The organism is Aquabacterium lacunae (genome assembly GCF_004310865.1).
In the GTDB taxonomy this organism is placed as follows: Bacteria; Pseudomonadota; Gammaproteobacteria; order Burkholderiales; family Burkholderiaceae_C; genus Aquabacterium; species Aquabacterium lacunae.
Map to the genome: position 1 here is coordinate 1 of NZ_SIXI01000025.1, position 1402 is coordinate 1402.

General features: G+C 57.7%; 1 protein-coding gene. It reads left to right on the plus strand.

All coding sequences use genetic code 11. The features are described 5' to 3' along the window. Positions 1–151: 151 nt before the first annotated feature. A complete protein-coding gene (locus tag EYS42_RS16830) occupies positions 152–514 on the plus strand; it encodes a hypothetical protein (RefSeq protein WP_130969369.1) in 363 nt (120 codons plus the stop codon). The last annotated feature ends 888 nt before the right edge of the window (positions 515–1402 follow it).

The window sequence follows — 1402 nt, forward strand, 5'->3', positions numbered from 1 at the left end:
GAATCTACGAAGCAGGCCTTCTACTAAGATGGGCAACATCGTGCCTTCGGGCCGCGGCCTAACTGGTTGTTCAACAGGACGTCTACCAGCTTCGCTGGCATCCGCCTGTTAACGCGGGCGTTAGGCCTCTCCTGAAGACGCGCGGCAATCTATGAGTATGCAAATCCCCGGCATCAAGATCTTGGCGGAAACCGACAGAGGTTCGATTGTTCAGTTCGAGGTCGTCGCAGACTCTGCGCAGGTTGAGTCTGCGACGAGCGCACTCATCGCCTACCTTCCTGAACTTGGCGAAATCTCGGTGCTGGAACCCGGCGGAGCCGAATGCTACCGAGAATGCAGACGCATCAGCAATGAGCTTCAAATCAAGCGCGCATGTCATGGAGCCCATGGAACATGGCAGAAGGCGACGCTTGCTGAGTCAGTCAATTGGCTTACTGATGGCATGCGGCTCTCTGCAAAAAATCCTAGGAGGGAGCAATGCATCATGAGCCTGCCCAACGCAAGCGTAAGTTGAGTGCAGTGAATTTAAACTTCAAACGTATGTGTACCTATCCACAGCCTAACTGTCGGTTCAACGCGGACGCCAACACTGGCCATGGCTTCGCCATTTTCATGGCCAGTGTTGGTGCCCTGCGCGCTTCGCGCTCCGGCGCCGGTTAACCTGAGCGTTAGGCAACACCAAATACCAGGGGCGTTTGGAAGCTGGTTTGCTTCTATTTAGACCGCGCTCGCGAGAGCAGTTTTTCATTCCCAGACCGCTCCAAGCTCATTATCGGCCTGGCGTCTGCGCAGGCCCAGCGCTAAGTTGCTCCCTGCGGTGCCACGCGGCGCATGTTCCAGGCTCAATCTGGCTGTCTGTCCTGCGGCAGCCAGCGCTCGCTCCAACAGCGCCAAAGTGCCATTCGCCATCGCCTCGCTAGGCTGTCCGTCCTTCGGCGGCCAGCGTCGGGTTTTGCGCCGTGGCAAGCCACCGCGCTGGCATCCCGCAGCCACGGCTGGCGCCGTCGCTGCTTGGCGTCTTGGCGTCTTGGCTATCGCCGGTTACAGTTGACGCATCGCTTCTAGCGTCACAACAAACACTCAGGTTGGCACATGCCTTTGAACATCCAGTTCAAGCTCGCTGGTCAGTACCTCAGCACATTGGCGCGTCCAACGCGGCCTCTGCCTAACCGTCCGGTCAAGCGGACGCCAACAAGGCCCATGGCTTCGCCATTTTTACGGGCCTTGTTGGTACCCTCCACTCGCTTCGCTCCTTCCGGCGCCGCTTACCTTTTGCGTTAGGCAACACCAAATTCCAGGCGCAGTTGGCAATTGGTTTTCATCTATTTAGGCACCGCTCGCGTGAGCAGTTTTTCATTCCCAAACCGCTCCAAGCTCTTCATCGGGCTGGCGTCTGTCCAAG